This window comes from Brachybacterium sp. ACRRE, from assembly GCF_022346485.1.
GTDB classification, from domain to species: domain Bacteria; phylum Actinomycetota; class Actinomycetes; order Actinomycetales; family Dermabacteraceae; genus Brachybacterium; species Brachybacterium halotolerans.
The window spans coordinates 34,719-61,569 of the sequence record NZ_JAKRMO010000019.1 but is presented as its reverse complement, the minus strand read 5'-3'; the positions used below and the strand labels follow the sequence as shown (position 1 = coordinate 61,569).

Annotated in this window: 16 protein-coding genes; 9 read left to right on the top strand and 7 right to left on the bottom strand. The window is 72.7% G+C overall.

Annotation, left to right across the window (positions count from 1 at the left end):
- The first annotated feature begins 206 nt into the window (after positions 1 to 206).
- The 4 genes from MHY49_RS07790 to MHY49_RS07775 all read left to right on the top strand — a co-directional run bounded on the left by MHY49_RS07790 (position 207) and on the right by MHY49_RS07775 (position 8,030).
- On the top strand, positions 207 to 1,334 hold the full coding sequence (locus tag MHY49_RS07790; RefSeq protein ID WP_239203458.1) for a hypothetical protein: 1,128 nt from the start codon (positions 207 to 209) through the stop codon (positions 1,332 to 1,334).
- Between the two features lie 91 nt (positions 1,335 to 1,425).
- On the top strand, positions 1,426 to 2,442 hold the full coding sequence (locus MHY49_RS07785; RefSeq protein WP_239203457.1) for a methylenetetrahydrofolate reductase: 1,017 nt from the start codon (positions 1,426 to 1,428) through the stop codon (positions 2,440 to 2,442).
- Positions 2,439 to 4,901, top strand: a complete 2,463-nt coding sequence (metE, locus tag MHY49_RS07780; protein WP_239203456.1) for a 5-methyltetrahydropteroyltriglutamate--homocysteine S-methyltransferase — start codon at positions 2,439 to 2,441, stop codon at positions 4,899 to 4,901. Before MHY49_RS07785 ends, metE begins: the two co-directional genes overlap by 4 nt.
- Positions 4,902 to 5,102: 201 nt before the next feature.
- Positions 5,103 to 8,030 carry a hypothetical protein gene (locus MHY49_RS07775; RefSeq protein ID WP_239203455.1) on the top strand — a complete coding sequence of 976 codons (2,928 nt, stop codon included), beginning with the start codon at positions 5,103 to 5,105 and terminating at the stop codon, positions 8,028 to 8,030.
- A 236-nt stretch (positions 8,031 to 8,266) separates the two neighbouring features.
- Here the strand turns inward: MHY49_RS07775 and MHY49_RS07770 are convergent, their stop codons facing one another.
- A complete protein-coding gene (locus MHY49_RS07770; protein ID WP_370646044.1) occupies positions 8,267 to 9,667 on the bottom strand; it encodes an MATE family efflux transporter in 1,401 nt (466 codons plus the stop codon).
- Between the two features lie 182 nt (positions 9,668 to 9,849).
- On the opposite strand from MHY49_RS07770, the gene MHY49_RS07765 reads away from it, so the two are divergent.
- A complete protein-coding gene (locus MHY49_RS07765; RefSeq protein ID WP_239203454.1) occupies positions 9,850 to 13,854 on the top strand; it encodes an efflux RND transporter permease subunit in 4,005 nt (1,334 codons plus the stop codon).
- Between the two features lie 285 nt (positions 13,855 to 14,139).
- On the opposite strand, the gene MHY49_RS07760 is transcribed toward MHY49_RS07765, so the two are convergent.
- From MHY49_RS07760 to MHY49_RS07750, 3 genes are all read right to left on the bottom strand, one after another.
- Positions 14,140 to 15,060, bottom strand: a complete 921-nt coding sequence (locus MHY49_RS07760; RefSeq protein ID WP_239203453.1) for an endonuclease domain-containing protein — start codon at positions 15,058 to 15,060, stop codon at positions 14,140 to 14,142.
- Positions 15,061 to 15,445: 385 nt separating this feature from the next.
- On the bottom strand, positions 15,446 to 16,234 hold the full coding sequence (locus MHY49_RS07755) for a ferritin-like domain-containing protein (RefSeq protein ID WP_152353709.1): 789 nt from the start codon (positions 16,232 to 16,234) through the stop codon (positions 15,446 to 15,448).
- Positions 16,218 to 17,411, bottom strand: a complete 1,194-nt coding sequence (locus tag MHY49_RS07750) for a hypothetical protein (protein WP_239203452.1) — start codon at positions 17,409 to 17,411, stop codon at positions 16,218 to 16,220. Before MHY49_RS07750 ends, MHY49_RS07755 begins: the two co-directional genes overlap by 17 nt.
- Positions 17,412 to 17,841: 430 nt before the next feature.
- Between MHY49_RS07750 and MHY49_RS07745 the strand changes: the two genes are divergently transcribed.
- Complete coding sequence (locus tag MHY49_RS07745; RefSeq protein WP_239203451.1) at positions 17,842 to 19,977, top strand: hypothetical protein; 2,136 nt, start codon at positions 17,842 to 17,844, stop codon at positions 19,975 to 19,977.
- Between the two features lie 157 nt (positions 19,978 to 20,134).
- Positions 20,135 to 20,641 carry a DinB family protein gene (locus MHY49_RS07740; RefSeq protein WP_239203450.1) on the top strand — a complete coding sequence of 169 codons (507 nt, stop codon included), beginning with the start codon at positions 20,135 to 20,137 and terminating at the stop codon, positions 20,639 to 20,641.
- Between the two features lie 16 nt (positions 20,642 to 20,657).
- Here the strand turns inward: MHY49_RS07740 and MHY49_RS07735 are convergent, their stop codons facing one another.
- The 3 genes from MHY49_RS07735 to MHY49_RS07725 form a co-directional block, all read right to left on the bottom strand.
- On the bottom strand, positions 20,658 to 22,163 hold the full coding sequence (locus MHY49_RS07735; protein WP_370646043.1) for a peptide MFS transporter: 1,506 nt from the start codon (positions 22,161 to 22,163) through the stop codon (positions 20,658 to 20,660).
- A 59-nt stretch (positions 22,164 to 22,222) separates the two neighbouring features.
- Positions 22,223 to 23,146: an SDR family oxidoreductase gene (locus MHY49_RS07730; protein WP_239203449.1), complete on the bottom strand. Its 924-nt coding sequence runs from the start codon at positions 23,144 to 23,146 to the stop codon at positions 22,223 to 22,225.
- A gap of 176 nt (positions 23,147 to 23,322) precedes the next feature.
- Complete coding sequence (locus MHY49_RS07725) at positions 23,323 to 23,775, bottom strand: DoxX family protein (protein ID WP_200503356.1); 453 nt, start codon at positions 23,773 to 23,775, stop codon at positions 23,323 to 23,325.
- A gap of 196 nt (positions 23,776 to 23,971) precedes the next feature.
- Here MHY49_RS07725 and dnaB point away from each other — a divergent pair, with 196 nt between their 5' ends.
- Together dnaB and MHY49_RS07715 are read left to right on the top strand one after the other, a co-directional pair.
- On the top strand, positions 23,972 to 25,351 hold the full coding sequence (gene dnaB / locus MHY49_RS07720; protein WP_200503355.1) for a replicative DNA helicase: 1,380 nt from the start codon (positions 23,972 to 23,974) through the stop codon (positions 25,349 to 25,351).
- A gap of 278 nt (positions 25,352 to 25,629) precedes the next feature.
- A complete protein-coding gene (locus MHY49_RS07715) occupies positions 25,630 to 26,838 on the top strand; it encodes an ATP-binding protein (protein WP_255719699.1) in 1,209 nt (402 codons plus the stop codon).
- Positions 26,839 to 26,851: the final 13 nt, after the last annotated feature.

Here is a 26,851-nt window from a genome sequence, read left to right as displayed (position 1 = left end):
CTCCCGCGCCGCCCCTCCTCGCCGCCCCTCCTCGCCGCGGCGAGGAGGGGCGGCGAGGAGGGGCGGCGCGGGAGACGGGCCGGCGGTCGTGCAGCGGATCGGACGCCGGGCATCGCGCGCTGCCGGACGGCCTCGGCCGCGATCCGCCCGCCCGTCTATCCTGGAACGGTGCTCGCCTTCGTGATCGCCGCGTCCCGGATCGCACCATGACCCCCAGGAGCTCGCCTGGTCAGGCCCCTGTCGGCGGGGGTGACGGCGGCGTCGACGGCAGCAGCGTCGATGGCGGCGCCGCCGGCGCCGACGTCGGCGCGGCCCTTCGGGGCGTGCTCCCCTCGAGACGACGGGTCGTGGGCGCGGCGGCCGTGGGGGCCGGGGTGCTCCTGACGGCCTCGGGCTCGGCCCGCGCGGAGCCCGCCGCGCCGCTGGGCCGGTTCGGCGTCACGATCGCCGGATCCCGCGACGGCGGGCTGGGCATGGCGCGCGAGCTGGATCTCGCGACCGAGCTCGGGCTGGGCTGGGTCCGCTTCGGCGTCGACACCGAGTCCGTGCTGCGCTCCTGGGGCGACGCGGAGAATCCCGTCGAGATGGACGAGCAGGGGCTCGAGGCGCTCGCGCGCGACGTCTCCGATGCGCGGAAGCGCGGACTCCAGGTCTGCCTGCTGCTCGTGGACGCGCGCACGGGCGACGATGTCGACGAGTCCGTGTTCCTGCGGCGCATGCGCGAGTACTGGGACGCCATCGCCCGAGCGGTCGGCGACCAGTCGTACGTGTGGCAGGTCTTCAACGAGCCCGACGGCTGGGATCCCCGCTCGACCGAGCCGCTCGAGGGCGAGGCGACGGCCGACTACCTCGCCTTCCTCGCGCGCGCCCTCGGCGACGCGCAGGCGGCCCTGCACCGGCACGCGCCCCACGGACGGGTGACGACGAACCTGTACGGATACCCGGTGGACGACGCCCGGGAGCGCCGCTGGAGGGAGATCTTCGACGTCATCGCGCCGAGCCTGGACGTGCTGACCGTCGACGCGTATCCCGACCTGGACGCCGCTGCGCTCGACGCCCTGCCGGCCCGCGCGAAGCGGCTGGCCGATCGGTACGGCGCCTCGATGATGATCGGCGAGATCGGCCTGCCCACGGGCGACGACCGGTTCGACGAGGCGGACCAGGCGGACGCGTACGCGCGGTACGTGAAGGTCCTCGACGATCCCGCGCTGCTGGCCTCCTTCTTCTACGAGCTCCGCTCCACCGACGGCAGCGGGTTCGGGATCCTGCAGGAGGACGGCAGCCCGAAGCCTGCGTTCACAGTCCTCCGCCGAGCGGCCTCGCAGAAGGACTGACCGGCCCGCTCACCAGGCCTTCCGTGAGACCGGGTTCACACACGGTCACCGTCCTTCGGGGCCGCCCGCTCCCTCCCGTAGCTTCCCGGGCATGACAGCGCCCACGACCCTGCCCGAGCTCGAGCGCACGGTGGCATCCCGTCGGCGGCCCGCGCTCAGCTACGAGCTGTTCCCGGCGCGCACCGACACCACCTTCGAGCGACTGCGCGACACCATCGCCCAGCTCGAGACCACTGCGCCCGACTACGTCTCCGTCACCAGCCGCACCGGCCAGCGGAACCTCGCGCGCGTCCTCGAGCTCACCGACCACGTGCTGCGCGAGACCGATCTGCGGCCTCTCGTGCACGTGACCTCGATCGGCTCGAGCCGGGCCGAGCTGCGCACCGTCGTCGAGGCCCTCCTGGACCGCGGGGTGCGCGGCATCCTCGCCCTGCGCGGGGACCAGGAGGAGGGGCACGACCTCGAGGACGACGAGATCCCCTTCGCCCGTCCGCTCGTGGACCTCATCCGCGAGGTCGAGCGCGAGCGCACCGCGGCCCTGGCCGGCGGACGCGTGAGCGTGGGCGTGGCCGCCTACCCGCACCGCCACCCCGAGTCGCCCACCTCCCAGCACGATCTGGAGGTGCTGCTGTCCAAGGAGCGCGCGGGCGCGGACTTCGCGATCACGCAGGTCTTCTTCGACCCCGCCGAGTACTGCGCGCTGATCGCGAAGGCCCGCGACGCCGGCCTGCGGATGCCCGTGATCCCCGGCTTCGTGCCCGCCACGAACCCGCGCCGGCTCGAGCGCCTGGGCGAGCTCTCCGGCGTGCCGCTCCCGCGCGACCTCATGCACTCCCTGGAGACCGCGCGCGACGAGACCGAGCAGCGGCGCATCGGCGTGCGCTGGACGGTCGACCTCATCACCCGCGTCCTGGACGCCGGCGCTCCCGGACTGCACCTGTTCACCTTCAACCGCCACGCCGAGTCCCTCGACGTGCTCGAGTCCCTCGACCTGGACCGCTGGTCCGACCCGACCGCACCCGGCCCGACCGCAACCGGCCCGACCGCAACCGGCCCGACCGCACCCGTCCCGACCGCAACCGACCCGACCACTGGAGATGCCCGATGACGAACGCTCCCCGCACCTCGAACGCTCCCCGCACCCCGAACGCTTCCCGCACCGCGGACGCCGCCCGCGCCCCGCTGCCCGCCGCGACGCCCGTCGGCTACCCGCGCATCGGCCCCGACCGCGAGCTCAAGAAGGCCGAGGAGGCCTACTGGTCCGGTCGCATCGACCGCGCCGAGTTCGCACGGCGCACCCGCACGCTGCGCGACGCGACCCGCGCCCGCCTCGCCGAGCTCGGCCTCACCGGCCCCGCCGCGATCCCCGAGACGTTCTCCCTCTACGACCAGGTGCTCGACGCCGCGCTCGCCGTCGGCATCGTCCCGGACCGCTTCGCCGACGTCCTCGGGGCCGACGGCGCGGGCTCGGCCGACGGCGCGGCCTCGGCCGAAGGATCGGGCTCGGCCGACGGGACGGTCGACCTCGACGGGTACTTCGCCCTGGCCCGCGGCACGGCAGAGCAGCCGCCGCTCGAGATGACCAAGTGGTTCGACACGAACTACCACTACCTGGTCCCGGAGATCGGCCCCGACACCGACCTGCACATCGCATCGACCCAGGTCATCGACCTGTTCCGCGAGAGCCTCGAGGGCGGTGCCGACGCCGCTTCGCGACCGGTCCTCGTCGGCCCCCTGACCCTGCTCCTGCTCGCCAAGGCGCAGGACGGCGCACCGGCGGGCTTCGACCCGCTGGACCGCCTGGACGACGTCGTCGCCGTCTACGCCGAGCTGCTGGCCCGCCTCCACGAGGCGGGCGCGAGCTGGGTGCAGCTCGACGAGCCCGCACTCGCCGCCGACCAGCGCATCGACCCGCAGGGCCTCGCCGCGCTGCTCGAGCGCGCCGAGGGCCGCCTGGCATCGGCCGAGGACCGTCCGCAGATCCTCGTCACCACCCCCTACGGCGGCATCGGCGACCTGCTGCCCGACCTGCTCGCCACGGGCGTCGAGGCCGTCCACCTCGACCTCACGCGCGGCGAGATCCCGAGCGCCGCGCAGCTCGCGGGCGTCGGCCGCACCGTGATCGCCGCCGGCCTCGTCGAGGGCCGCTCCGTCTGGCGCACCGAGCTGCCCACGGCCGCTGCCCGTCTCGCCCTGCTGCGCGAGCGCGTGGCCGAGGCCGGCGGGGATCCGAGCGCCGTCGTCGTCTCGACCTCGGTGTCCCTCCAGCACGTGCCGCACACCCTCGAGCGCGAGACCGATCTGCCCGCCGACCTGCGGGCGACCCTCGCCTTCGCCGACGAGAAGATCGCCGAGATCGTGGCCCTCGCGGGCTTGTCCATCGCCCCCGGCACCGTCGACGGGCCCCGCTCCGTGCCCCGCGACTTCGCGGGCGTGCGCCGCAACGATGTGCGCGAGCGCGCCGCGGGCCTGACGGCGGCTGACCTCGAGCGCTCCGCCTTCGAGGTGCGCGGCGCCGCCCAGCAGTCGCGGCTCGGCCTGCCCGTGCTGCCGACCACCACCATCGGCTCCTTCCCGCAGGTCGCGGGCGTGCGCAGGGCACGCGCCGACCGCCGTGCCGGGCGCATCGACGACGCCGCCTACGAGAAGGCGATGCGCGATGAGATCCGCCGCGTCGTCGCGCTGCAGGAGGAGCTGGGCCTGGACGTCCTGGTCCACGGCGAGCCCGAGCGCAACGACATGGTCCAGTACTTCGCCGAGCACCTCGACGGCTTCGCGACCACCGCGCACGGCTGGGTGCAGTCCTACGGCTCGCGCTGCACGCGACCGTCGATCCTCTTCGGCGACGTGTCGCGGCCCGCGCCGATCACCGTGGGCTGGTCGACCTTCGCCCAGTCGCTCACCGACAAGCCGGTCAAGGGCATGCTCACCGGTCCCGTGACGATCCTCGCCTGGTCGTTCGTGCGCGACGACCAGAGCCTCGGCGAGACCGCCGACCAGGTCGCCCTCGCGCTGCGCGACGAGATCACGGACCTCGAGGCGGCCGGCATCGGCATCGTCCAGGTCGACGAGCCCGCGCTGCGCGAGCTGCTGCCGCTGCGCGCCTCCGACCAGGACGACTATCTGCGCTGGTCCGTCGGCTCCTTCCGCCTCGCCACCTCCGGTGCGGCCGACGCCACCCAGATCCACACCCACCTCTGCTACTCGGAGTTCAACGAGGTCGTCGACGCGATCGACGCCCTGGGGGCCGACGTCACCAGCATCGAGGCCGCCCGGTCGCGCGGTGAGATCCTCGAGGCCCTCGACCCCGAGCGCTTCTCCCGCGGCATCGGCCCGGGCGTCTGGGACATCCACTCCCCGCGCGTGCCCGCCACCGAGGAGATCCGCTCCCAGCTCTCGGCCGCGCTCGACCGCGTGGGGGAGGGGCGGCTGTGGGCGAACCCCGACTGCGGGCTCAAGACCCGCGACTACGAGGAGACCACCGAGAGCCTCCGGCACCTCGTCGAGGCCGCGCGCGCCGTCCGCGAGCAGGCGGCGCGGGAGGGAGCGGGTCTGCCGGTCGGCTGACGGGGCGGGCCGCGCGGTCGCCCGGAAATCGGGCGTCCGCACGTCGGGATTCCTCTGGATCTGTGGGTGGGCGGGGCTAATCTGAGAACAGGGTGAAGATCTCCCGCACGGACCCTGATCATCGGCTCCTCATGGTGGGCGCGAGCGGTGCGGGCGGGATCCGATCCTGCACACCACGGACCAGCACGAGGGGACCTTCCGATGACGACGCCCGATGACGGCACGTCCGCGCCCGACGGCACGACGCCGTCCGCGCAGCCGCCTGAGCACACCGCCGCGAACCCGCCCGAGGGCGAGCAGCGCACCACCGACTATTCCTACGGCTCGTACGGCTCGTACGTCCAGGATCCGACCCGATCCGCCGACGACCCGGCGGGCACCGGCCAGCAGCAAGCCCCGGCCTCCGCCGGATCACCGGCACCCGCATCACCCGTCGGAGCGGCGCCCGGTCAGGAGGTGCCGTCGGCCCCCGCCCAGGGGTCGCCGTCGGCCCCGGGCCAGGGGTCGCCCGCGGCCGACGGGCCGCAGGCGATGCCGACCGCCCCGTCGTCGATGAGCACGGAGCAGGTGGTCGCGACGCTGCGGGGAGCGGGGCTGGAGAGCCCCCTGCGGTCGCTCGCGGTGGGCGGCGTCGCCTATGTCGGCGCGCTCCTCACCTCGCTGGTCGCGGTGCTGCTCTCGGCCGCGGCGATGGCCGTGGGAGCCGCGGGCACCGGGGAGGTCGGCGACGAGCTGGACTCCGCGGGCATCGACCCCGAGGGCGCGCTGAGCGGGATCGCGATGATCGTGCGCATGCCGTTTCAGCTGGTCGCGATGGCATCTTTCGGCTCCTGGGGGACGCACGCGGAGTTCGAGGGGGTCGCCCTGCGGGCCTCCGTGCGGCTGCTCCCGTTCGTCGTCACGCTCGTGATTGTGCTGCTGGCCTTCTACGGCGGTCGCTTCGTCCAGCGCGGGCGCACCACAGGGCTCCTCGGCATCTGGGTCAGCGCGCTGATCACGGGCATCGCCACCGCACTGTTCACGGTGCTCGCGGCCCTCGTCCTCGCCCAGCCCGTCCCGCTCGACGAGGGCTTCTCCCTGCGCGTGCACGCCGCGGGCTTCGATGCGTTCTTCGGCTCGCTGCTGCTGATCACCCTCGCGATCGGGCTCGGCAGGATGAGCCGGCGCGCACGCTGGGCCTGGTGGCCGCTGGTCGCGGACCTGCCGGCCGCTGCGAAGCTCGCCGTCGTCCACGCGTTCGTCATCGGCATCGCACTCGGGGTCCTCGGCGCCATCGGAACCACGATCCAGGCGCTCGCTGACGGGGAGCAGCCGCCGGTCTTCGTGCTCGTGCTCCTGCTGCCGCTGCTCGGCGGCCAGATGCTCGCGGCGCTCACCGGGCTGCCGCTGCTGTCCTCGCTGACGGCGAAGGCGAACGCTCCCGACCTCCTCGGCGAGTTCCTGCCGTCCTCGAGCTTCATGGGCCGCGTCACGGTCTTCGACCTGCCCTGGTACGCGTGGCTGCTCACGATCCTGGTGGGGATCGGCGTGCTGCTGGTGGTCTCGCTGCCGTGGAACCACGGCCGGCGCATCGTGCCCGGGAACATCATCGCCCTCGTCGTCTCCTGGGCCGCGCTCCCCGTCGTCTACTTCGCCGGCGGGATCGTGCTGCTCGTGCTGGCACGGGTCTCCGTGTCCTTCGGCGTGGAGGGCGGATTCTTCGGCGGCGGCGAGCAGATGTCCGGCTCCGTCGGCCTCGCCTGGTGGACGCCGTTCCTCGCGCTGCTGGCCGGGGTGATCGTCGAGGTGCTCTCGCGGTTCTTCGCCCCGCTGCTGGTCCCCGTTCTGCCGCGCCGCGCGCTCTCCTGGTTCCGCCGGCCCCTGGCGCCTGCCGACGCGTCTGCCGACGCCAACGGCTCCGGCAGCCCTGCGACGGGATTCGCCGAGGGAACCGCGACCGGTGCCCCGACCGGTGTTCCGGCCGGGAGCGCCGCGTTCGGCGGTGGTGCTGCGACCGGCCTCGCCGCTGGTGCGGCGACCGGGCTCGCCGGCGGTGCCGCCGCCGGCGGCGCGACGACCGTCGACATGTCGGGATCGGCGCCCGGCGTCCAGGAACGACGCCCGCTCTCGAAGAAGGCGCGGCGCCGCCTCATCGCCGGGTTCGCCGGCGCCGGCGCGATCTGCGTCCTGGTCGTCGGCCTTGTCATCGCGTACAACGTGATCGCCCGGACCGTCTACGCACCGGAGAAGAGCGTGGACGCCTACCTCTCCGCCCTCGAGGACGGCTCGGCCTCGCAGGCGTCCGAGCTGGCGCCCGCGAACGTGCCCACCGCTCAGCAGGTGCTGCTGACCGATGAGATCGCGGGCGCGGCGGCGCAGCGTCCGGACTCCCACGAGATCACGGCCACCGACCGACAGGACGACGGATCCGCGCAGGTCACCGCGCGCATCACGCAGGACGGCGTCACCAGCGAGCGGACCTTCACGGTCGAGCGCGCGGGCCGCTCCGCCGTCGTCTTCCCGTCGTGGCGACTGGGCGCCGTCGAGTACTCGACGCTCCGGCTCGTGGTCGACCAGGGCACGTCCACGATCCTCGTGAACGATCAGGAGGTCGACGTCTCCGGCCTGGACCTGTCGCCGGGCTACGTGGACCTGCCGGCGCTGCCCGGCACGTACACCGTGTCGCTGCCCGCCGCCTCCGATCTGGTCACCGTGACGGACAGCGAGGTGCCGGTGCTCGTCGAGCCGAGCGGCGACGAGGACACCTACGCGAGCCCCTTCTACCAGCTCTCCGAGGCAGGTCAGAAGGAGGTCCAGAATCAGGTGAATGCGAAGATCGACGAGTGCGCCACGAGCAAGGACGCCGCTCCCGAGGACTGCCCCTTCGAGGCGTACGTCTACGACCAGGTGGACGACTCCGGCTCGTGGAAGATCGAGGACTACCCGACGGTCACCGTCGAGGAGGAGGACGGCTGGTACTTCTCCACCGGGTACGACGACGCCGGCTCCGCCGTCTACTCCTACAAGCAGGAGCCGTTCCTGGACGACGAGAAGCCGACCGACGAGACGAGCGACAGCTCGATCATGGTCTCGGGCGCGGTCACCGTGGACGACGACGGGAAGCTCTCCGTCCAGTACAGCGAGTACTGAGCCCCGCGGTCCCCGGCCATTCGGTCCGTCGGTCCGTCCGCCATTCGGCCCGTTGGTCCGTCCGCCATTCGGCCCGTCGACCCCGGCCCCTGCGCCAGACGATGACCAGGATCTATGACAGGAACGGCCCGTTCCTGTCATAGATCCTGGTCATCGTCGAATATCCCCGTGGTCCCCGTGGTCCCCGTGGTCCCCGTGGTGTGCGCCGTGTGCGCCCGCGCTGGATTCCTGCCGCCCTACGCCCCCGTGCGCATCCAGGCGTCCCCGCGCACGCGGACCCCGAGGGCGACGGCGCGGGCGACCATGAACAGCAGGTTCGTGGCGACCCAGAGGGCGGCCAGGCCCAGCGGGCCCGCCGGCGCCCAGAACCAGACGACGATCGCACCGGGCATCACGGCGAGCATCGTGAGCATGCCCGCGCGGGCCAGGTAGGGGGCGTCGCCCGCCCCCATGAGGACGCCGTCGAGCACGAACACGTAGCCGGCGACGGGCTGGGCGACGACCAGCACCCACAGCGCCGCGCGCAGGCTCTCCTGCACGGCCGGGTCGGGGCTGAACCAGGAGGGCACCACGTAGCTCGCCGCGAGCAGCACCACGCCGACCACGGCCCCGCCGCCCACGCCCCACCGGGTGAGGCGGCTGGTCACGGCGTGGACCGTCGTGGTGTCGGCCGCGCCCAGGTGCCTCCCGGTGAGGGCCTGGCCCGCGATCGCCAGGGCGTCGAGCGCGAGGGACAGCAGCATGAACACGGTGCTCGCGAGCTGGTGCGCGGCCAGCTGGACCGCGCCGAGCCGCGCCGCGACGAGCACGGTGACGAGCGTGACGATGCGCAGGCTCAGGGTGCGCACGAGCATCGGGAAGGACTCGCGGCCGGTCGCGGCGACCGAGCCCAGGTGCGGCCGCAGCGCCACGCCCTCGCGCCGCGCATGGCGCACGACCACGCCCAGCAGGACGCCGGCCATCAGCCACTGGCTGATCACCGTGCCCGTCGCGCTGCCGGCGATCCCCATGCCCAGGCCGAAGATCAGCGCGGCGTTCAGGGGGATGTTCAGCAGCGCTCCGCCCACGGCCACGACGAGCGGCAGGCGGGCGTCCTGGAGTCCTCGGATCAGGCCCGTGGTCGCCTGCACCGAGAGCATCGCGGGCAGGCCGAGCGCGGAGATCCGCAGGTAGACGGCGGCCTCGGCGGTGACGTCGGCCCCCGCCCCGAACAGCGGGAGCAGCACCGGGCCGCCGACCACCAGCAGGAGCAGGCAGCCCGCGCCGATCATCAGGGCGAGCCACGCGGCGTCGACCCCGCGGGCGATGGCCTCGCGCATGCGCCCGGCACCGACAGCCCGCGCGACCGCCGCGGTCGTCGAGTAGGCGAGGAAGACGGAGAGGCCGACGACCGTCGTCAGCACGGTCGAGGCGAGTCCGAGCCCGGCCAGCGACGTCGTCGAGACCCGCGCGATGAACGCGGAGTCGGTGATGACGAACAGCGGCTCGGCGATGAGCGCGCCCAGCGAGGGCAGCGCGAGGCGCAGGATCTCGCGGTCGACCGAGCGCCGCGCCGCCGCGGGGGAGGGCTCGGGAGGCCGCGCGGGGGAGGAGTCGCGCGAGGAGTCGGGGGGAAGATCTGGCGAGGGGTCGGGCACGGATCCATCGTGCCAGGGGTCGGAGGGCCGACGGGCGGGGCGCGGATCACACCCGATGCTCCGACCTTCGGCTGATGCTCGGGATGTCCGACCTGTGGTCGAATGCCCGAGGATGGCCGCCCCGCGTCGGCCGAGTCCGCACGCCCCGCTCGACCGTCCCGGCCCATCGGCCCAGGAGACTCATGAACCGTCTGGCCAAGCTCAGCCTGAACAATCGCCCGTTCATCGCGCTGGTCTGCATCGCCGTCTCGATCATCGGGATCTTCGCGATGACGACCATGCGCCAGGAGCTGATCCCCTCCGTCTCGCTCCCGCAGATCCAGGTGATGACCACCTCGCCGGGGGCCTCCTCGGAGCAGGTGCAGAAGCAGATCAGCAAGCCCGTCGAACAGGCGGTCACCGGCATCGAGGACGTCGAGAAGACCTCCTCGTCCTCCCAGGCGGGCGTCTCGGTGGTGACCGTCGAGCTCACCTACGGCACCGACACCGCACGCGCGACCAACCAGGTCGACGCCGCCATCGGGCGCATCGACGACCAGCTGCCCGAGGGCGCGGACCCGCAGGTCATCTCCGGCGGCACGAGCGACCTGCCGGCCGTGGTGCTGTCGGTCTCCTCCGATCTGAACCCCTCGGAGCTCGCCGATCGCCTCGACACGAGCGTCACCCCCGAGCTCGAGCGCGTGGACGGCGTCTCCTCCGTCGCGGTGATCGGTGCGCCCGAGAAGATCGTGCGCATCACGCCCGACGAGGACGAGATGAAGAAGCGCGGCCTCACCGACGACGACATCTCCACGGCGCTCGACGCGAACGGCCTCTCCCTGCCCGGCGGCAGCGTGACCGACAAGAAGCAGAGCATCGACGTGGTCATCGGCCAGGAGATGACCAGCATCGACGACCTCAAGGGCATGGTCGTCATGCCCAGTTCGCAGGGTGCGTCCTCCGGCTCGTCGGACTCCTCCGGTGCCTCCGGCGGATCGGCCGACGGGTCGAGCGGCGGCGCGTCCAGCGGCGACGCCGCAGGCCAGGCGGGCCAGCAGGGTCAGGCGGGTCAGCAGGGCCAGGCGGGCCAGCAGGGCCAGTCCGGCCAGCAGGGTCAGGCGGGCGCCGACCAGGGCGCCGCGACCGACCAGGGCCAGTCGGGCCAGGACCAGACCGGCCAGCAGGGCCAGTCGGACCAGACCGGCCAGCAGGGTCAGCAGGAGGTCAGCACCCTGGGCGACGTCGCGAAGGTCGAGGAGACCACCGAGGATCCCACCTCGATCTCCCGCACCAACGGCCGCGAGTCGCTCGTGATGATGGTGACCGCGACCTCCGACGGCAACGTCGTGGACATCTCCAAGGACGTCTCCTCCAAGCTCGACAGCACTCTGGCCGAGGTCGGCGGCGACGCGAAGAGCGACGTGGTCTTCGACCAGGCGCCGTTCATCCGCGAGTCGATCGTCTCTCTCGCCGAGGAGGGCCTGCTGGGCCTGGTCATGGCCGTCGGCGTGATCCTGCTGTTCCTGCGGCGCCTGCGTCCGACGCTCGTCACGGCGATCTCGATCCCGACCTCGCTGCTCATCGCGTTCATCGGCATGCTCGTCACGGGCTACACGCTGAACATGCTGACCCTGGCGGCGCTCACGATCTCCATCGGCCGCGTGGTCGACGACTCGATCGTGGTCATCGAGAACATCACCAGACACCTGGCCTACGGCAAGACCCGCAGACGGGCCATCCTGGACGCCGTCAAGGAGGTCGCGGGCGCGATCACCGCCTCGACGCTCGCGACCGTGGTGGTGTTCCTGCCGATCGCGATCGTCGCCGGCATGGCCGGGGAGCTGTTCCGGCCGTTCGCCCTCACCGTCGCGATCGCGATGCTCAGCTCGTTGCTGGTCGCGCTCACGATCGTTCCGGTGCTCGCGTACTGGTTCCTGCGCCCGCCCAAGAAGCAGCCGGTGCCGGATGATCCGGACGACGAGGCGCAGGTCGCGAAGGTGCGCGAGGCCGCCGAGGCGCGCGAGGAGCGCACCTGGCTGCACCGCCTCTACGCGCCCGTGCTGCGCCTGACCCTGAACTCGCTGCCGCGGCGCCTGATCACGGTCGCCGTCGCGATCCTCGTGCTCGTGGGCACCGTGTTCCTTACGCCGCTGCTGAAGATCAACTTCCTGGGCGACACCGGGCAGAACATCGCCTCGATCACCCAGACCCTGCCTGCCGGGACGAGCCTGGCGGACTCCTCGAAGAAGGCGAAGGACTCCGAGAAGGCCCTCATGGACCTCGACGGCGTCGAGACCGTGCAGACCACGATCGGCTCCGGCGGCGACGGCGGCGGCTTCAGCGCCGGAGGCGGCGGGGAGAACGAGATCAGCTTCTCGATCACCACCGATGCCGACTCCGACCAGCAGGCGCTGCAGACGAAGATGGTCCGCACCCTGCAGGACCTCCCGGATCCCGGGGACGTCGAGGCGGCCGACATGACCTCGGCGACCGGCTCCAGCACCGTGGACATCCAGATCACGGGGCCGACGGCCGAGGACCGCAAGAAGGCGAACGACGCCATCCTCGACGAGCTCGACCCGGCCCCCAGCGGCGTCAAGGAGGTCACGAGCGACCTCGAGGGCGACCAGCCCACCGCCGTGGTGACCGTCGACCGCAAGAAGGCCGCCGAGAAGGGCCTCACCGAGCAGGCCGTCGTCGGCCTGGTCGCCCAGAAGATGAACCCCGGCTCCGTCGGCACCATCACCCTGGACGACGAGGACCTCGACATCTACGTCGAGCAGAAGGACGACGTCACCACGCTCAAGAAGCTCAAGGACCTCGACCTCGCCGAGGGCCTGCCGCTCACCGACGTCGCGAAGGTCAGCGAGGAGGAGTCCCGGCCATCGATCGCGACGCAGGACAACGTCGAGACGGTCACCGTCTCCCTCGCCCCGACCTCGAGCGACAACGTCGGCGCGGTCTCCCAGGCGGCGCAGAAGGCGATCGACGACGCGGACCTGCCCAGCGGTGTGAAGGCATCGCTCGGCGGCTCGGCCTCGGACATCGACGAGACGTTCGGCCAGCTGGGCATCGCGATGCTCGCGGCGATCCTGCTGGTGTACGTCCTGCTGGTGTGGATCTTCAAGTCCCTCGTGCAGCCGCTCGTGCTGCTGGTGTCGATCCCGTTCGCAGCGACCGGCGCGCTGGGCCTGCTGGTCCTCACCGGCGTCCCGCTGGGGCTGCCCTCGATGATCGGCCTGCTGATGCTGGTCGGCATCGTGGTCACCAACGCGATCGTGCTCATCGACCTGGTCAACCAGTACCGGCGCGGGGGCATGGCCCTGGACGAGGCGATCCACGTGGGCGCCGCCAAGCGTCTGCGGCCGATTCTCATGACCGCGGCGGCGACGATCTTCGCGCTGCTGCCGATGGCCTTCGGCATCACCGGCAAGGGCGGCTTCATCTCCCAGCCGCTGGCCGTGGTCGTGATCGGCGGCCTGGTCACGTCGACCCTGCTCACCCTGGTGATCGTGCCGGTGCTCTACCGGCTCACCGAGGGCCCGGGCGAGCGTCGCCGCCTGCGTCGCGAGGCCGCCGAGCGCGATCGTCGCGAGACGGCGGAGCGCGAGGCCCAGGCCAAGCGCGAGGCGCAGTCCAAGGAGCTCGGCGAGCGCGCGGCGGCCGCGGCGGCTGCGCCCGCGGCGTCGGGCGCGACGACGGGCGCGGCGGGTGCGCCCGCGGCGTCGGGCGCGGCGGCGAAAACGGCGTCGGAAGCGGCGTCGGAAGGGGCGCCGGGCTCGGCGGGTCCTGAGGCCTCGTCGTCCGGGACGGGCACCGCGACGGATGATCCTGCGGCGGAGGCCGATACTGCGGCCTCGGCCCGGGCGGCGTCCACCCGGTCGGTCGGCTTCCCGGCGGCAGGGGACTCGGCATCTGTTCCGGTCTCCCCTGCCTCGCCTGCCGAGGTGCCCGCCGGCACCGCGCCGGACGGGGCGGCCGGCGGTGCCTCACCGAGCGCCGACGCGTCGTCCGGTTCCAACACCTCGGCCAACTCGCACCGGGCTCCCGGCCCCGCGCACGCGGCTCCCTCAGGGGAGATCGGTGCGCACGCCGCCGGCCGTGGCGGCGCAGATGAGAGTCGCGCGGAGTCCGGGTCGGCCGGAGCCCGACGCTCGTCGGAACGCGGCGGTCCGCTGCGCAGGATCCGGAACCGCTTCCGCCGCTGAGCGGGGAAGGCCCCGCCGTGGGGCGGCCGGTCCCGCCGTGGGGCGGGTGCGAGGCGGGTGCGGGTCGACTGCTGTGGATTCGTCGATGTCGGCGAACGGCGTATGCGGGCTCTCTCTGCCAAATAAGGCAGAGAGAGCCCGCATACGCCGCTCCACGACACCCGCCGCGCTGTCGCGCCCGGGGCCGTGTCGCGGCCGGGCGCGGTCGCAGCCGGGCCCTGACGGGGACGCGGCCTTGCCGAGGTGCGGGCCCCCGCACAGTTCGATCGAGCGCGAACCTGTCCGTCACATCGGCAGGGCCCTTCGGTGCAGACGGCGCTGGAGAAGCGTCATGAGCACGGCAGAGGTCCTGTCCCAGGTGAGGAACACCTGCTCCCAGGTCAGCCGCGTGACCTTGTAGCCGAGAGCGGCGAGGGCCAGGTCGCGCCGACGATCCTCGCGGTACTGCTCTGGGTCGTCGTGGAAACGCTTGCTGTCGCACTCGATCACCCAATTCGTGCCGATGAGGATGTCGACACGTATGCCGGGCAGCACGCGCACCTGCGTGCGGACGGGCGCACGGCGCTGCTCGAGCCACCAGCGCACAGCCGTCTCGGTGCCGGACTGGGCGTCCGAGCGGACCCGGCCGAGCGACGCGCGCTTCCTGCGGGGGAGTCCGGCCAGCAGGCCGTCGAGCTGTCGCCGGCTGAGCACGTCCTTGTTGAGCGCGGACTCGATGAGGATGGCGACGTCGAGGGTCGTCAGGCATCGGGCCGCGTGCTCGAGCGTGAGGGTGATGTCAGGGACCGGGTCGTCGTCCGGCCAGGTGCGCAGGCTGGGCCGGTGCAGGATCAGCGGCTCCAGCGGGCGCCGGGGTTCGCCGGGCCCGGGCTGCGGAGGTGGGGTGAGTCGCCCAGTCCTCGGATCGATCCTGCGGCGGATCTGCATCAGCATCGGCGGCGGTGCGGGAGCCGACGTGACCCGCGGGCAGAACGCATGGACGCCGTGCCCGACGGGGACCCAGAGGCCATGCAGCGCCGCCGCGTCCAGACAGGTGGGACGCATGTCCATCTCGAGCAGCGCGACGAGGTCGTCCGGTGCCTCGGGCGTCACGTACCACTGGCCCGCGGACCGCATGGCGCCGTCGCGCAGCAGTCGACGCCGGACGTTCGGGTCCGGCTCGATGCTCGGGAGCCGGGACTTGCGGATGACTCCGGGGATCTTCATGGGGTGATGCCACCAGCAGCGTCCCGGGCGCGGGGGCGGGACAGCCCGGATGTGGACGAAGAGGGTATGGGGAGGACCGACGGCGAGCGGCCAGCGGCCAGCGGCGCGAGCAGCGCACAGCCGTACAGCCGCACGCCCGCACAGTCGCGCATCGGGCTCATCCGGGGTGCGCCTCATCGCATTGCTGTCACCGACCGGTATATACGGGACATCTCTGCCGTATACGGCAGAGATGTCCCGTATACGCCGCTCCATGACGGCCGCCGACCGTGCCGGCCGCCGACCATGCTGGGCGCGGACCATGCGGGGCGCCGACCGTGCTCGGCGCAGGCCATGACGGGGCCCCAGGCAGGTGGAGTGGGCCCTCCCGCGAGCCCACCACCGGTCAGATCGCGATGCCCATCCGTCCGAAGGCGTTGCGGAAGATGGTGAGGTCGTCCAGGCCCGGCAGCTTCTGGATCTTCTTGTCGAGGGCGTCGAGCTCCTCGCCGCGGCCGCCGAAGAGGTGGCCCATGACGTGCACGACCTCGTCGTCGCTCATGACGCCGGAGCCGACGGGCCGCCACGCCTTCGAGAGCGCCAGGCGGGTGGCCAGGCGCGCCTTCTTGGAGGCCTCGAGGCGCTCGCGGCCCTGCGTCGTGTAGAAGGCGACGTGCCGGGTCTCCTGCTGGGCGATGCGCTTGAGCAGGGGACTGAGGGCGGGGTGGTCGGTCATCGCGGAGAGCCGACGGTAGGCGGCGACGGCCGAGAGCTCGTTCGCGGCGCCCCAGGTCATGTGCACGGCCACGAAATCGGTGCCCGCGAGGTTGGAGAGCGCGGACTGCTTGAGGGGGCTGAGCGCCTGCGTCCAGCCCAGCTTGACGCGCTTGGACTTCAGTTCGTCGTAGTCGACGACGATCCCGTGGCGCTGGAGGACGGCGGCGAGGGCCTCGCCGTGCCAGAACTCCTCGCGGTTCCACACGGTCATGAAGCCGCCGGTGGCGTGCTCGCGCCGCGAGGGCGTGACCAGCATGTCCCGCAGGTAGCAGGAGGTGTGGTACTCGACGTCGCACATGTAGCGCAGGGAGCGCAGGGTGGGCTCGTCCAGCGGCTGGGTCTCGAAGGTGTCGAAGTCGAGGTCGTCCCAGCCCACGGGCTCGGAGGTCTCCGCGAACTTCTCAAGGTCGAATGCCATCGGCTCCTCCGTCCGCTCGTCCGACGCCCTGCTGCACGATCCCGGCGTCCTTCTGCGCCACGGCACCGCCCGCGTGGGCGACGGCACCGCCCGCGTGGGCGACGGCCCCGCCCGCCTGCGCCACGACGCCGCCCGCGTGCGCGACCACGCCGCCGGCACGTCCGACGCCGCGACGGATCGCGCGGGCCGGGCCGAGCAGACCGTGCAGGTCGGGCCCGGGGAGCAGGCGCGTGATCTCGAAGCGGGCCGAGCGCAGGGCGGCGCGGTCGGAGGCGCGCCGGAAGATGCTGGGGAGCACCGTCTCCTCGCCCGGCAGGTGCTGCCCGGCGGGGCGCATCGGGTCGCCGCCGACGGCGAGGACCGCGCGGGCGGCGATCGCCTCGCCGCGCGAGCGCGTGATCCGGGCGATCGCCTCGAGGCGGAAGAACTCCATGGTGCGGGTGCGACGCGCGAGCAGCTCGCCGAGCACGCGGCCCGCCTCGGGCACCTGCGCGGCGCGGGGGAGGAGCGCGTCGACGGCCGCCCGCAGCCCGCCCTCCTGGATCGCCATGCGCGCCATGTGACCGGCGGTGACCTTCTCGCCGGCCAGCCAGGTCCATCCCGGGCCGACGATCGGCAGCGCGCGCTCGACGTACGCGTGGCGCAGCGCGGCGGCGGCATGCGGGAGATGAGGGTGCGGAAGGCGCGGATGCGGGAGGTGGAGCCGGTCGGCGTCGTGCCCGCCGCCGGGCAGGGCCTCGACGATCTCCTGGAGGGCGTGCGCCCACCAGTGGCGCTCCCACAGCCAGCTGGCCAGGAACGCGGTGATGCGGGCCTCGTTCGCCGTCCACGAGCTGTACATCGTGCGGGTCTCGGTGAGCGCGGTGGACTCCAGGGAGTGCAGGAACGCCAGGTCGCGCCGGAGGTCCTCGAGGTCGCGGGCCCCGATGCCGTGCGGATCCGCAGTGAGCTCCCGGGCGGTGCGCGCGATCTCCTCGGCGTCGACGTCGATCTTCCCGGGCACCTCGATGGTGTAGGCGCTGACGTCGAAGGACGTGCGCAGCACAGGGGCGACGGAGCCGTCGGAGAAGACGCGCGTGCCCTCGCGCGGCGCGTCGTCGTGATAGGCGACGGGGCGCGGCGTCGGGCGTGGGGTGCGGCTTCGGGTGCTGGAGCCGCGCCGTGCGGGAGCGCTCACGGGTGCTGGAACCTCCTGGCGCGCGAGGGGATGGGCCGCGGAAGCATCGGTTGTCGCCGGAACGTCCGGGACGCCGTCGCGGCGGGCTGCGGCGGTCGGACCCGGGCTCCACGGGGGAGCGGATGCCCATCCATCCTAGTGACGCCCGGGTGCTCGTGGGAATCCAGGGCGGCGCTGTGAGCGGGTTCACGTCGGGGCGGGCAGGGCCTTAGGAGACCCGTCGGCCCCGTGAGCGGCCGACGTGGCGCGCGGGGGCGCCCCGACCCCGCGTGATCCGCCCTTGACGAGGGCCGACGCGCCGCGGCACGGCGCACCGACGGAACCGGACGAAGCGGACACGGGGTGGGAGGTGGCGTGCGCCCCGTCCGCGAGTCCCGTCGACGCCTTTCCCGACAAGACCCTGGGCGGCGCTCCTTGGTAAGTTGCCCCCATGACAGCTCCCCGCTCCGCGTCCTCCGGGACCGGAGCGGCGCACCCTGGTGACGTCGCGCGACCTGGTGGCGGCGCGCGACCCGGCGGTGCGGGCGAGAGTGTCCCCGATCTCTCGGCGGTCCCGGTGCAGGTGCCCTCGCTGGCCCGGCTGCGAGAGGCCCTGCGGGGCCCCGAGACGCCGCTGCCGCCGCCCCGTGGGGTCCGCGAGGCCGCCGTCCGGGTGCGCGACCTGGTCCACGCCGAGCGCTTCGCCGAGGCCCTGTACGTCGCCGAGCGGTTCCGCGACGTCCCCGCGCCGCCGTCGGAGCGGCTGGAGCTGCTGCGGGCCCAGCTCACCGCGGCTCTCGCCGCGCACGAGGAGCGAGGCGCGGGCGATGATCTCCCCGGGCAGGGCGAGCTCGCTGCGCGTGGGGGGCACGCCGAGCAGGATCGGACGGGCCCGCAGGACCTGATCGCCCTGCAGGGGCTGGTGCGGGACATGGTCCGGACCATCGAGGACGCCGGTGCCCCCGAGCAGGCGGGCGCGACCCTCGAGGTGCTCGGCGCCCACCTGCGTCACCTGGCCGCCCCGACCCGCCATGGATCCGCGGCGTCGAGCCGCACCGATGCCGTCGCGTCGTCCCCTGCAGCGGCGGATGCTTCCGGGGACGCGGGCGCTCACGGTCGCCGCCGCCGTCGGCGCGACGGCGACGAGATCCCGTCCGGTCTGCTCGCCGTCGTCGGCTGCCTCGAGCTGCCGAGGCCGAGCGCCGTCGACGTCGAGCAGCGCGCGCTGCGCGAGGCTCTCGTCGCCCTGCCGGAGCTGCAGGTGCCGCTCGTGGACGATCCAGGGCCGTTGCTCGCCGTGCGCTACGCGCAGGACCTCGAGGCGATCGGCTGGCTGCCGGAGGCGACGCGCCTCGCCCTCGACGTCCTGGACGAGGCCTCCCGGCTCGAGGCCCGCGAGGGCGGCTTCGCCGATGCCGCGCGCGTGGCCGTCTCCGCGCACGCCGTGCTCGCCCGGACGCTGCTCGAGGAGAACCCGCTCGCGGCCGTCGGCCATGCGCTCGCCGCTCTCGAGGGTCTGCGCGAGGTCGAGGACCCGCCGCTGCGCGTCGGCCTCATCACCGAGCTGCTGCGCGCACTCGTGCGCTGCGACCTGCAGGATCAGGCGACCTTCACCGCCGGTCGCCTGGCCTCCCTCACGCGCACGCTTCCGCACGACGAGCAGAGGATCGAGCCGCTGCTCGCGGTCGGCGCGCAGCGCGTCGCCGCCAGACGCTACGACGGCGCCATGGTCGCCCTCAGCGAGGTGCAGTCGCTGAGCGCGCAGCTGCGCGACCGCCGCTCGCGCCTCGAGGCGACGCGTCTGCTCGCTCGGCTGCACCATGAGCAGGGGCAGGGTCTCGAGGCGCTCGATCAGCTCCGTCTCGCCGCCGCAGATGCCCGTTGGGTCGCCGACGACCTCTTCACCCCGCTCGCCGAGCGGCCGCGCTTCATCCGTGCCGAGCTCGACGCGGAGGCCCTCGTGCTGCGCCACGCCCTGGACCTGGGCCGGCCGACGGAGGCCGCCGCCGCGTCCCGCGAGGTCGTCCGCCGCGTCCGCTCCGAGCGCGGCACGGGCAGCCTGCCCGATGCGCTGCTCTGGGACCACGAGGCCGACGCCCGCATCGGCGCGATGATCGCCGAGGGCCTGCGCGCCGCCGCCGAACTCAGGGCAGTAGCCGACGCCGGCGACGGGCACGCCGGCACTCCCGGTACTCCCCGCGGGACCGGCGGGACATATGGGACCCGCGGGGCCGATGGGGCCGACGGGACCCGCAGGACCGGCGGCGCCGACGAAGCGGCCGCGAAGACCCGGACCCCGTACGAGAAGGCCCGACGCGAGGCCATGGCGACCCTGGAGTGGGTGCCCGAGGGACACGAGGCGCGCGCCTCCTACTGGGGCGCCTACCTCGAGGACCGCCACGCCGCGATGCTCGCCGCCCGCGGCGACCGCTCACGGGCGCTCAAGGCCGCGCGCCGCGCCGAGCGCGCCTGGCGCCAGCTGGGCCGCGAGGACGAGGCGGTGCGGATCGCCGAGGAGATCGCCCACTGGTCATCGGGCGGAGCACCCCGCCACGCGGGCCCCTCGCTCCCGTCCGACCCCCACTGATCGGCCGACGGACCGCCCGTCGTCCCCGTCCCGCACCGCGCGGAACCGGGCCCGCCGGGCCGTCGGAACCGCGCTCGCCGGCACGTCGGACCCGGCCCGCCGGACCGTCGGAACTGCGCTCACCGGTCCGTCGGACCCGGGGCGTAGCGTGAGGGACATGAACGCCATCGACATCCTCATCGACGCCGCGTCGCGCCCGGCCGACGCTGTCGACGCCCTGCGTCCCACACTCACCCCCGAGCTGCTCGTCCAGCATCCCGGCGGCCACCCGAACTCCATCGCCTGGCTGCTGTGGCACACGGGGCGCGAGATCGACGTGCAGCTCGCGGACCTCTCCGGCGAGCAGGAGGTCTGGCGCAGCGGAGGCTTCCGCGAGCGCTTCGGTCTCGGCGAGCTCGGTGATGCCGTCGGCTACGGCCAGAGCGCCGACCAGGCCCACTCCGTCGTCGTCACCGACGGCGCTCTGCTCGCCGAGTACGTGCGCGCCGCGACCGACGCGCTCATCGCCTACCTGCGCACCCTCTCCGAGGACGAGCTCGGCGCCGTCATCGACGACGCCTGGGACCCGCCGGTCACGCGCGGCGCGCGGCTGGTGAGCGTCATCGACGACGCCGCCCAGCACGTGGGCCAGGCCGCCTACGCGGCGGGCATCCCCCGCACCTGACCCGTCGGGGGTCGGCTCAGTGCACCCCGGCCATGCCGCGGGTGACGGGCTTCGCGATCGCGAGCATGATCAGGCCGACCGCGATGGTGACCAGGCCCGTGATGCCGAAGTAGGCGACCTCGTGGTCCACCGAGTACAGCGTGGACAGCGAGCCGGACAGGGCGGTGCCGAGCGCGACGGCCAGGTTGTACAGGGCCATCATCATCACCGGGAACGCGGCGGGCGCGAGCCGGGTCGCGAGGGAGAGGCCGACGGGCGAGATCGAAAGCTCGCCGAACGTCGCGACCAGCAGGATCAGCGCGACCCACAGCACCGGCACGCCCGCGACCGGGGCCATCGGCACGAACAGCAGGAAGGCGACGCCCACCAGCAGGATGCCGATCGCGAACTTCACCGGTGTCCCGGGCTGGCGGCGGCCGAGCTTCGTCCACAGCGCGGCGAAGACGGGCGCGAGCAGCAGGATGAACAGCGGGTTGAAGGACTGCGGCCAGGAGATCGGCATCTCCCAGCCGAAGATGCTGCGGTTCAGCCGCTCGTCGGCGTAGACGACGAGCACCGTGAACTGCTGCTGGAAGAGCGCGAAGAACGCGGCGGTGCCGATGAACATCGGGATGAAGGCGAGGACGCGCGAGCGCTCGGTCGCGGTGATCTTGGAGCTGGTCAGCATGATCGCGAAGATGATGATCGCGGCGACCACGGAGATCCCCACCACGATGTTCGCGAGGTTGCCGGGGTTGATCACGCCGGCGAGCACCAGGATCACGACGAGCAGCACGGCGACCACGGCGATGACGCCCCACAGGGCGAAGCGGGAGCGGGGCAGGGGGTCGGGCACGCGGTTCGCGTTCGTGGGCAGGGAGTCGCGGGTGAGGACGTACCAGACCAGGCCGACGGCCATGCCCACCGCGGCGGCGCCGAAGCCCAGGTGGAAGCCCCAGTTCTGCTGGAGGAAGCCGGTCACGAGCGGTCCGAGCAGGCCGCCGATGTTCACGCCCATGTAGTAGAGCGAGAAGCCGGCGTCGCGTTTGGGGTCGTCGACCGCGTAGAGCGAGCCGACGAGGGTCGCGGCGGTGGCCTTGAGCCCGCCGGAGCCGATCGCGACGCACAGGAGGCCCGTGACCAGGCCCGGCACGCCCGGCAGCAGCGCCAGGGAGATGTGGCCGAGCATGATCAGGACGGCGCTCGCGAACAGGGTGCGCTGGGGACCGATGAGCCGGTCGGAGACGAGGGCGCCGACGATGCAGAACACGTACACGGCGCCGCCGTAGGCGCCGACGATCGAGGTCGCGACGCCCTGGTCGATCCCGAGACCGCCCTGGGTCATCGCGAAGTACATGTAGATCGCGAGGATCCCCTGCATGCCGTAGAAGCTGAACCGCTCCCACATCTCGAGGCTGAACAGGTTCATCAGCGGCCAGGGCTGTCCGAAGAACGTGCGGCCCCCGTGGTGCGGGGCGGCGGGATCGCCGGATGCTGCGGAGGGGACCGCCTCAGTGCGGTCCGGGTGCTGGGTGGCATTCACGGGCCGCCATCGTGCCGCCGCTGCGCGCCGGGCACAAACCCGTGCGCGCTCCTCGTGACCTAGCAGACGCCGCGGTCCGTGCTCGTCCATTCGCTCAGAGAGGGGCCGATCAGGCGGGCCGACGGGCCCGGCAGCAGGGTGTCCTCGCTGATCAGGCCGCCGAAGTAGGGGGCGCGGGATGACTCGAGGATCGGTGGCGCGTCGTCCCCGAGGGCGGTGCGCACGAATGCGGCGAGGGACATCCGGTGGAGACCGGCGATATCTAGGTCGCCGCCGAGGGCCATGGTGGTCCCGTCATCTGTGTCCGTCGCGTCCGTCCCGTCGGTCCTGTAGGCCAGGTTGTCCAGGTCGGCCCCGAGGATCCGGGCGACGAGCCGGGCGAGGTGCGCGGCGACCGCGTCGCCGGCGATCGGCTGCACCTGGATCGGCGGGAGCAGGGTCGTGGAGCCGGGCCCGCCCGGGTCGTCCGCGCGCTCCGCGGCCTCGGCGATGCCGCGTGCGAACTCGAAGAACTGGGTGGCGTGCAGGATCGTCCAGGGGATCCCGCCGTCGCGGACCTCCTGCTCCATGCCTGCCTTGGCCCGGTAGAAGGGCACGTCGGGCGCACGGTCGGCGCCGACGATGGACAGCGAGAGGTGATGGCGCACGCCCGCGGCGTGCTCGGCGCCCAGCAGGCGGCGGATCCCGGTCGTGAAGAAGGCCTCGAGGGCCTCGGGTGCGAAGGAGCGGGGCTTCGAGGTGTCGACCACCAGGTCCGCGCCGCGCAGGGCCTCCTCGAGTCCTGCACCGGTCACGGTGTCCACGCCCGTCGAGGGCGAGGCGACGACCACCTCATGGCCGTCGGCCTCGAGCAGGCGCACGAGCTTCGCGCCGATCGTGCCCGTCCCGCCCACGACGACCACGCGGGCGGGCCTGACCCCGTGGGCGGATGCGGTCGCGGGCACAGGCTCGCCGGGCTGCTCGGATCGTGCGGAACCTGCCATGGGACGGGACCTCCTGCAACGCGATGGGGCACGAGGAGCGCGGATCGCTCCGCACCCATCGTGCCCCGTGGACGTCACCGATGGGCCGTCGGCCCGTCGGCCGTCGTCCTATTGGTCGCGTGCTGGTCGCGTGGTCGCGTGCTGGTCGCGTGCTCGCGTGGTCGCGCGAGCGCGGCTCAGGCGCGCGCCGAGCGGCGGCCCGAGCGCCGGCCCACGAAGAGGTGGTCCAGCGAGAGGCGGCCGGAGCCGGTCGCGGCCAGCGCCAGCGCGCCGGCGCCGAGGCCGCCCACGAGCTCCCAGCCGCCGCCGTCGACGAAGACGCCCGAGCCCACGTGGACGAGCAGGGCCGCGACCAGCATGTCGATCGCGAGCAGGATCCCGACCCACGGCGTGAGCACGCCGAGGATGAGGGCGATGCCGCCGGCGAGCTCGAGGATCGCCACGACCGGGGCGGCGAGCTCGGGCATCGGCACGCCCATGCCCGCGAAGTTCTGCGCGGTCGCGTCCAGTCCCCACTCGGAGATCTTCTGGATGCCGTGGGCCGTGAAGACGACGCCCAGGACGATGCGGGCGACGAGCAGGCCGAGGTCGCGTGCGGTGGAGTGGCGCTGTGCGGTGGAGGTGGCCATGAGGGGTCCTTCCGTCGGATGCGGGGGTCGACCCGCGCCCGCGCCCGCCGCGGCGAGCGTCCGGCGTCGGGCGGTGGCCGCCCACGGTAGTGGAAAGATCAAAGACTTGGGAAGGGCGGCGTGCGACTCCACACGCGAGCCGCGTGGATCCACAGTCCCGTCGGGCGGCGTCGGCCCTCTTCCCTAGACTGTCCCGGTGACCCAGAACGACGCCTTCGAACCCGGCCCCGATCGCGGACTCGAGCGCACCCCGCCGCAGGACCTCGCCGCCGAGCGCGGCGTGCTGGGCGGGATGATGCTGTCCAAGGACGCGATCGCCGACGTCGTCGAGAAGGCTCGCGGCTCGGACTTCTACCGCCCCGCGCACGAGGTCATCTTCGACGCCATCACCGACCTCTACTCGCGCGGTGAGCCCGCTGACCTGGTCACCGTCTCCGACGAGCTCACCAAGCGCGGCGAGCTGCAGCGCGTGGGCGGCGGCGCCTATCTCGCCGACCTCATCGACATGGTCCCCACCGCCGCGAACGCCGGCTTCTACGCGGACATCGTCGTGGAGCGCGCGACCCTGCGCCGCCTCGTCGAGGCCGGCACCCGCATCGTCCAGCTCGGCTACGCGGCCGACGGCGGCGAGGTCGAGGAGGTCATCAACGAGGCGCAGGCGCAGGTCTACGCGGTCACCGAGCGCGGCCAGAGCGAGGACTTCCTGCCGCTGTCCGAGGTCATCGGCGGCACCATCGACGTCATCGAGGCCACGCAGAACCGCGGCGGCCAGGTCACCGGCATCCCCACGGGCTTCTCCGAGTTCGACGAGATCACGCAGGGCCTGCACCCCGGCCAGATGATCATCTTCGCCGGCCGCCCCGCGATGGGGAAGACGACGCTGGGCATGGACGTGCTGCGCTCGGCGTCGATCCACAACGGCCAGACCAGCGTCATCTTCTCCCTGGAGATGGACAAGACCGAGATCACGATGCGTCTGCTCTCGGCCGAGGCGCAGGTGCCGATGGGCAAGATGCGCGACGGCTCGATGGACGACCGCGACTGGCAGGCGATGGCGCGCGCCATGAGCCGCATCGGCAACGCGCCGCTGTTCATGGACGACTCCGCGAACATGTCGCTCATGGAGATCCGCGCGAAGTGCCGCCGGCTCAAGCAGAAGCACGACCTCAAGCTCGTGGTCATCGACTACCTGCAGCTGATGAGCTCCGGCAAGCGCGTGGAGTCGAGGCAGCAGGAGGTCAGCGAGTTCTCCCGTGCGCTCAAGCTGCTGGCCAAGGAGCTCGAGGTCCCGGTGATCGCGATCTCCCAGCTGAACCGCGGCAGCGAGCAGCGCCAGGACAAGAAGCCGATGATGAGCGACCTGCGCGAGTCCGGCTCGATCGAGCAGGACGCCGACCTCATCGTGCTCATCCACCGCGAGGACTACTACGAGAAGGAGTCCCAGCGCGCCGGCGAGGCCGACCTCATCCTCGCCAAGCACCGCAACGGCGCCGTGGGCACCATCGCGGTGGCCTTCGAGGGCCACTACTCGCGCTTCAAGGACATGCCCGGGGGCGGCGGCTTCACCGGCGGGTGAGCGGCCGTGCGGCGGCACTGAGCGCCGCCGAAGATATGAGGATGGCGAGCCGGGATGCACGCCTGGGTGCCCGGAAACTTGGTGGAGCGGGGCTCGCTCCTGCGCGGGTGTCCTGCAGATCCTTCTCGTGCTGATGGTAGCGTCGAGTTCGTGCTGAAGGTAGCGTAGAGTTCCTGCTGAAGGTAGCGTACGCGCGGCCTTGTGGCGTCAGATGCGCACGTCAGGGGGAAGTCGTGGGATACAGACGACGAAGTCTCGACAGTTCGCTCGACGCGCTGATGCCTTCGTTGCCCGCGATCGCGATCGACGGGGCCAAAGGCGTCGGGAAGTCGGCGACCGCCCTGCGGAGGGCATCCCGCACCTACTTGCTGGATGATCCCGCGCAGCGCGAGCTCCTGGCATCAGATCCGTCGCTGCTGAACGGTGACCAGGGCACGGTCCTTCTCGACGAGTGGCAATGGCTGCCGGAGGTGTGGGACGTCGTACGGCGTCAAGTGGATTCCGGGGCACGCCCGGGCCGGTTCCTCCTCACCGGCAGTGCCTCGGAGTCCGCTGCGCAGGGGACGCACAGCGGTGCGGGCCGGATCGTCTCGCTCCGGATGCGGCCCATGGCACTGCACGAGAGAGGTGTCGTCGAGCCGACCATCAGCCTCGCAGCGATGATGGACGGCGAGGGGGACGCCGAGGTCACCGGGAAGACGGGCTGGACGACGGCCGACTACGCGGAGGCCCTCTCGCGCAGCGGCTTCCCGGGAGTCATGGGGGCCGAGGGGAGGGCCGGACGCGTCCTGCTGGACAGCTACCTCCTGAGTGTCATCGATCGAGACCTTCCCGAGGTCGGACTGAAGGTGCGACGCCCGGAAGTGCTTCGCCGATGGATCGCCGCCTATGCGGCGGCGTCGTCGTCGACCACCGCGTACGCCAAGATCATGGATGCCACGACGGGCGGTGACGGGACGCAGCCGGCGAAGACGACGACGATCGCGTACCGAGAGCATCTGACGCAGCTGTGTGTGCTCGACCCCGTACCCGCGTGGGAGCCCGTACGGATCTCGCTGGGGCGACTGCAGCAGGCCCCCAAGCACCAGCTCGTGGATCCCGCCCTCGCTCTGAGGGCATTGGGGATGAGCGCGAAGACGCTGATGGGCCCGCGGGGCGCGCACATGGCGGGACCGCTGTTCGAATCGCTCGCCACGCTGTCCGTCCGCGCGTCGGCCACTGCGGCCGATGCGCACGTGGGCCATCTGCGCACCCGGAACGGAGATCGCGAGGTCGACCTCATCGTCGAAGGGCCCGACGGGCGCATCGTGGGCATCGAGGTGAAGCTCGCGAGGTCGGTCGACGACCACGACGTGCGCCACCTGCTGTGGCTGCGGGAGAAGCTCGGGGACGACGTCGCCGACCTCGTCGTCCTCACCACGGGACCCGAGGCCTACCGGCGCGCGGACGGGGTCGCCGTCGTCCCTCTCGCGCTGCTCGGCGACTGAAAGTCGACCCTGT